Annotated in this window: 3 protein-coding genes; 1 reads left to right on the plus strand and 2 read right to left on the minus strand. The window is 65.2% G+C overall.

The window, feature by feature from the left end; translation table 11 throughout:
• The first annotated feature begins 71 nt into the window (after window positions 1-71).
• A complete protein-coding gene (locus H9654_RS03900; protein ID WP_225211855.1) occupies window positions 72-2828 on the plus strand; it encodes a TonB-dependent receptor in 2757 nt (918 codons plus the stop codon).
• 39 nt (window positions 2829-2867) lie between these two features.
• Here the strand turns inward: H9654_RS03900 and ligD are convergent, their stop codons facing one another.
• Both ligD and ku read right to left on the minus strand, forming a co-directional pair.
• Window positions 2868-5417, minus strand: a complete 2550-nt coding sequence (gene ligD, locus H9654_RS03905; protein ID WP_191769182.1) for a DNA ligase D — start codon at window positions 5415-5417, stop codon at window positions 2868-2870.
• A gap of 3 nt (window positions 5418-5420) precedes the next feature.
• Entirely contained in the window at window positions 5421-6374 is a 954-nt protein-coding gene (gene ku / locus H9654_RS03910; RefSeq protein WP_191769184.1) for a non-homologous end joining protein Ku, read from the minus strand.
• Window positions 6375-6477 lie beyond the last annotated feature (103 nt).

A 6477-nucleotide genomic window follows, 5' to 3' on the forward strand; every position in this document is an offset into this window, starting at 1 on the left:
AGGGCAATGGGGACCATCCGATGCGCAATACCCTCCGGGAGACGCCGACGCGCGTCCCCCACGCGAAGCTTTTGTCCCGCGCCGTGCGCGCCGTGCTGGTCAGTGGCATCGCGACCCTGCCATTGCAGGCGCTGGCAGATGAAACAGCGGCCGTTGCAGGTGGCGCAGCCGCGATGCAGCAGCTGGACACGGTGGTGGTGACCGGCGGCTACGCAAAGAGCCTGGAGCGCGCGGTTGACCTCAAGCGCAGCAACATCGGCTTCTCCGATTCCATCGTCGCCACCGACGTGGCCGACTTCCCGGAGCAGAACCTGGCCGAAGCGCTGCAGCGCATGCCGGGCGTGACCATCGAACGCAACAAGGGGCTGGGCAGCAAGGTCAGCGTGCGCGGCCTGCCGTCCGAGTTCACCCACGTCTCGATCAACAACCTCGCCACCGCCTCGGGCAGCGGCGGACGCGATGTGCAGTTCGATATCTTCGCCTCGGACGTGGTGCAGACCGTGACCGTGCAGAAGTCGCCGACCGCGGCCGACGAAGAAGGCGGCATCGCCGGTTCGGTCTACATCGAAACCGCCAAGCCGTTCGACTATGCCGAGCCGAAGTTCAGCGCCTCGGCCGAAGTGGCCAACAATTCGATCAACGGCAAGAACGATCCGAAGATCTCCTTCCTGGCCAGCGATACGTGGGGCGACTGGGGCGGCCTGGTGTCCTTCTCCAAGGCCAAGCGCACCAACCGCACTGATTCCAATTCCGGCATCAACTTCCGCCCGATGGGCCGCTTCCTGGAAGCGTCCGGCACCCGTGGTTCGCAGGCGGCCGCGGTGCTGGCGCGCGATGCGGGCATCGTCGTCGGCAACCGCATGGACAAGGACGAGACCAACCGGATCATCTTCCAGGACAAGGTCGGCGATCGCATCTACCTCAACGAGCAGGACCAGTGGGGCGCGACCGCCTCGCTGCAGTTCAAGCCGAGCGAAGCGTTCTCGCTGAGCTTGGATGCGATGTTCGGTGGCTACGACACCCACGAAGACGAATACGATGCGGCAGCCTACTCGGCGTCCAGCCGCAGCACCCTGGACACCATCCACGACTACGACGCCGACACGTTGTCGCGCTACGGCATGGTGGTCCTGCGCGATGTGTCCTACACCGCCACCCAGCATGAAATCCTGAGCAAGGAACGCTTCGCCAACACCGACTACCGCCAGTTCAGCACCAAGCTGGACTGGACCGTGGGCGGCTGGGACATCGATGCGCTGGTCGGCTACTCCGGCGCACGCCGTGATTCGGACTACGCCAACCTCAAGCACGTCGCCTACGCGCCGTCGCGCACGCGCTGGACCGCCAACGGCGGCGAGACGCTGGCCAGTGCGGCGTCCAATGGCTTTGACATGTACAACTCGCCGGAGAAGTACCTGTTCGAAGCCTATGAGACCGAAGTGGAGCACGTGAAGGACGACAAGTACGCCGCACAGCTGGATTTGCGCCGGTCGATGGAACTGGCGTTCTTCCCGGCGCTGACCAGCGTCAAGTTCGGTGCGCGCTACACCGACAAGTCCAAGGACCGCGAGTTCGGCAATACCAAGATCCAGGGCCCCACCGCCGGCAGTGCGGCATGGGTGAACACCCGCACGCTGGCCGACAGCAATCCCGGCTGGATCAGCGACATCGTGCCCGGTGGCGGCTACGAGCCCAGCAACCTGGACTGGCAGCAGGTGTCCAACAGCTACGCGCGCAACACGTTCCGCTATGCCGGTTTCACCACCCCGCTGGACAACGGCCAGTTCTACCAGGTCGATGAAAAGACCCTGGCGCTGTATGCCATGACCGATTTCTACTTCGATATCGGCACGGTGCCGGTATACGCCAACCTGGGTGTGCGTTCGATCGACACCGAGGTCGATTCGGCCGGCTTCCACCCGGTGCAGAACGCCGATGGCAGCAGCGGTTACACCCCCACGCCGATTTCCAGCAGCGGTGACTACAGCGACCTGCTGCCCAGCTTCAACATGACCGCCGAGATCGCTGATGGCTTGGTGCTGCGCGCGGCCGCGTCGGAAACGCTGATGCGTCCGTCGCTGACCGACATCGCCTACCGCCGCACCGTCAGCTGGTCCAGCTTCCGCTTCATGGACGGCAACCCGGCGCTGAAGCCGACCACCGCCCGGCAGTGGGAAATCGGCCTTGAAAAGTACCTGGAGGATGGCGGCCTGCTGTCGGCCTCCTACTTCTCCAAGAAGATCGACGGTGTGGTCCGCCAGGAACTGACCGGTATCGTGCCGAACGTGGAAAAGCTCAACGCCAACGGGTCGCTGGATGGCTACTACGACTTCGAGGTCTACCAGCCGGTCAACGCCGATGGCTCCTACAAGGTCACCGGCGTGGAACTGGTCGCGCAGCTGCCGCTGTCGATGCTGCACCCGGCGCTGGAAGGCTGGGGCATCAATGCCAACTACACCCAGCTGGACAACACGCTGACCGGCGCGTCGGACCTGGATATCCCCACCCCGCCGGAAGGCCTGGCCGAGAAGGCGTACAACTTCACCCTGTACTACGAGAATGACCGCTTCGACGCGCGCGTGTCCTACAACTACAAGGACAAGTACGTGGAGTACATCCACCTCAACATGTACCCGGTGTACCGCGATGCCTATGGCCAGACCGATGCCTCGATCGGCTTCCGTCTGAACGACACCTGGAAGCTGAGCCTGGATGCGATCAACGTGTTCGACGAAGAGACCTCCGGCTACACGATCGATAAATCGTTCCCGACCCAGTACGAGTTCTCCGGCCGCCGCGTCAGCCTCGGCATCCGCGCCGATTTCTGATCGGCCATCGGTGGGTGACGGCCTGACGACCGTTGGTCGTCACCGCCCCAGCGTCGGCAACACCTGCTCAAGCGTGGTGATCCCTTCCCAGGGGTCACCCTTCAAGCGCTTTGCCCGCGCCAACGCCTTGTCCAGCGGAAACGCATCGGCCGACGCGACGCGGCCGAGTTCTTCCCAGCGCAGCGGCACCGCCACGCCGGCGCTCTCTCGCGCGCGCAACGACCACGAACACACGCTGGTGGCCCCACGTGCATTGCGCAGCCAGTCGATGAAGATCACCCCGTTTCGCTTGGCCTTGCTCATGGTGGCCACGTAGCGGTCCGGCGCGTGCTGCGCCAACGCCTGCGCGAAGGACTCGCAGAACGCCTTCGCCTGCTCCCAGTCGGCCTGCGGCTGCAACGGCACCACCACGTGCAGGCCCTTGCCGCCGGACAACCGCACGAAGCTTTCCAGCCCGGTTTCCTGCAGGCGAGCGCGGATGTCCCGGGCCGCCGCCTTGATCTGCGTCCAGTTCACGCCGTCGCCGGGATCCAGGTCGAACACCAGCCGGTCCGGATGCTCGGGATCGGCCACTGTCGCTCCCCAGGGATGCAACTCCAGGGTGTTCATCTGCACCAGCTGCAGCAGCCCTTCCACATCATCGATGTAGACGTAATCCTCGGTACCGCTTTTCTGTTCCAGCGGCACCGCACGCACCGCATCGCCCAGGCCCTGGCCGTGGTGTTTCTGGAAGAAGCACGCCTTGCCCACGCCCTGCGGACACCGCAGCAGCGATAGCGGCCGACCGCTGATCTCCGGCAGTATCCACGGCGCCATCGCGCGGTAATAGTCGGCCACTTCGCCTTTGCGGATCTTCTTCTTCGGGTAGACCACGCGCTCGGGGTGGGTAATGCGCAGGGGCGATGCCTTGCCTTTCGCCCGCGCGGCAGCAGGCTGGGCGCTGTCGGACTGCAGGTCGGGCGCGGTCTTGTCGGTGCGCAGCCGTTTGAAACTGGCCTGGCGCAGCAATCCCTCCTTGCCCCAGCCACGGAAGGCCACCTCGGCCACCAGCGTGGGCTTCACCCAGTGCACGCTGGCGGCGCGGAACGGCACATGCGCCGGCAGCTGGACCGCAGCGCTGGAGGTCCCCAACTTGCCCAGCGAGGCGCTCAACGCGCGCAGCTTCGCCTCATCGAAGCCCGTACCGACGCGGCCCACGTAACGCAGCCCGGCCTTGTCCGGCGTGGCCATCAGCAGCGAACCAAAGCCTTGCCGTGCGCCCTTGGGCGCGGTGTAGCCAACCACCAGGAACTCATCGGTCTGTTCGTGCTTGATCTTCACCCAGCTGCGCGCGCGGCCGTTGGCATAGGGCGCATCCACCTGCTTGCTGATGATCCCTTCGAAGCCGGCCTTGCCACTGGCGGCGAACACCGCCGGACCGTGGTCGAGTACATGGTCGCTGTAGGCAAGCGTGCCCGGTACATCACCGATCAGCGTCTTCAGCAGCGTCTTGCGCTCCAGCAACGGCGCACGGCTGATATCGACCCCGGCCACGCCCGGCAGATCGAACACGATGTAGCGCAAGGGCTGTTTCGCCGTGCCGTCGATCACCCGCTGCAGCGCGCTGAAATCACTGCGCCCCTGGTCATCCAGCACCACCAGTTCGCCGTCCAGCCGTGCATCGTTGACCGGCAGCGCGGCGATCGCCTGGCTCACTTCCGGGAAATCATCGCTCCAGTCCAGGTGATTGCGCGAACGCAGCGTCACCTTGCCGTCGTGCAGATCAGCCAGCAGGCGGTAGCCGTCCCATTTGATCTCATGCAGCCAGCGTTCTCCGTCGGGAGCGTTCTCGCGATGATCGGTAAGCTGCGGCGCGTACTGGCGCGGATACGGGGTGTCGCGCGCGTCGTGCAACGCCAGCGCGCGCTTGTGCCAGCGCGCGTCCGCCTTGCGTGCCCGCGGTGCCGCCGCAGGCGTGCTTTTCGACGGCGTTGCTTTCGACGGCGTGCTTTTCGACAACGTGTTCTTCGACGCTGCGGCCCTGCGTGATCCGGTGGCGGTGATCGAGGTCGCAGCCGGGGCCTGCAGCAGATCGTCGGCCTCCGCATCGGTGGCATGGGCATCGTTGCGCTTGATCAGCAGCCACTGCACTTGGCGCCCTTTCAGGTTGGTGCGTACCAGCTTCCAGCCGCCGCGCAGGCGCTCGCCGTGCAGTTCGAAGTCGAGCTTTCCCGCGGCCAGCGCTTCCAGCGGATCACCGTCCATGGCCCAGTTGCCGTGGTCGTAGACGTCCACGCGCCCGGCGCCGTAGTGGCCTTGCGGAATATCCCCCTCGAACGCCGCATAGGACAGCGGATGGTCTTCCACCTCCACCGCCAGCCGCTTCTCCCCGGCCCGCAACGAGGGACCCTTGGGCACCGCCCAGCTCTTCAGCACCTCGCCCATCTGCAGGCGGAAGTCATAATGCCGGCTGCTGGCATGGTGCAGTTGCACCACGAAGATCGGCCGGTCCGCCGGGCTGCCGGGCCCGGCCTGCAGGTCATCCGGCTCCGGCGTGCTGCCCTTGGCCGCGCCGAGCCTGCGTTTGCGGCGGTACTGATCCAGGGACATGACTCAGCCCGCCTTGCGGCGTGGCGCGGCCTTCTTCGCAGGCTTCTTGGTCGCCTTGGCCGGTGCCTTCTTCGCCGCTGCCTTGGCCGGTGTCTTGCTGACCTTCCTGGTCGCGGCCTTCTTCACCGTCTTGCCGGCGGTCTTCTTGGCCGGGGTGCGCTTGTTGGCCTCCAGGCTCTTCTGCAGCAACGACATGAAGTCCACCACGTTGGTGCTGGCGTCCTCGCGCGGGGCCGGCTCGTCTTCCACCGTGGTGGTGCCACCGTCCTGCTTGATGCGCTTGGTCAGCACATCCTGCAACCGCGCACGGAACTCGTCGTGGTACTGGGTCGGGTCCCAGTCGCCGGCCATCGACTCGATCAGCTGTTCGGCCATCGCCGTTTCCTTGCTGCTGATGCGGTAATCGGACAGCTTGCCGTCGGGCAGCTTGAAGTCGGCCGGGTCCACCAGTTCCTGCGGATAACGCAGGATCATCAGCACCAGCGCGTCATCGTTGGGCATCACCGCGCACAGGTACTCGCGGGTGCGCACCACCACCTTGGCGATGCCGACCTTGCCTGTACTGCGCAGTGTCTCGCGCAGCAGCACGTAGCCTTTTTCGGCCTTCTTGCCCGGCACCAGCAGGTACGGTTTCTCGAAATAGCGCGGATCGATCTGCGCGGCGTCGACGAAGCTTTCCACCTCGACGGTTTCATGGCTTTCCGGCGCGGCTGATTTGATGTCGCCCTCTTCCAGCACGACGTAGCTGCCCTTGTCGTACTCGAAGGCCTTGACGATATCCTTCCACGGCACTTCCTCGCCGGTATCGGCGTTGACCCGCTCGAACCGGATCGGTTTCTTGTCGCGCGAATCGAGCATGCGGAACTGCAGGTCGGTCCGGCGCTCGCCGGACATCAGCGAGACCGGTACGTTGAGCAGGCCGAAGGAAAGAGTGCCGGTCCAGATCGGGCGGGCCATGGGACACACCGTAGGGTCAAGGAGCTTCCAGCTTCAGCGCGCGCGCGTGAAACGACCGTGTCCTCCACCTCAAGAAGGGGTCAGAGTCCGGGGGGGGGGGGGG

It is taken from the genome of Stenotrophomonas lacuserhaii (genome assembly GCF_014836545.1).
GTDB lineage: Bacteria > Pseudomonadota > Gammaproteobacteria > Xanthomonadales > Xanthomonadaceae > Stenotrophomonas > Stenotrophomonas lacuserhaii.

What these genes read in the sequence shown, in the direction of transcription:
- ligD (WP_191769182.1), bottom strand. Translation starts at nt 5,417, where the DNA reads ATGTCCCTGGATCAGTACCGCCGCAAACGCAGGCTCGGCGCGGCCAAG.
- ku (WP_191769184.1), bottom strand. Translation starts at nt 6,374, where the DNA reads ATGGCCCGCCCGATCTGGACCGGCACTCTTTCCTTCGGCCTGCTCAAC.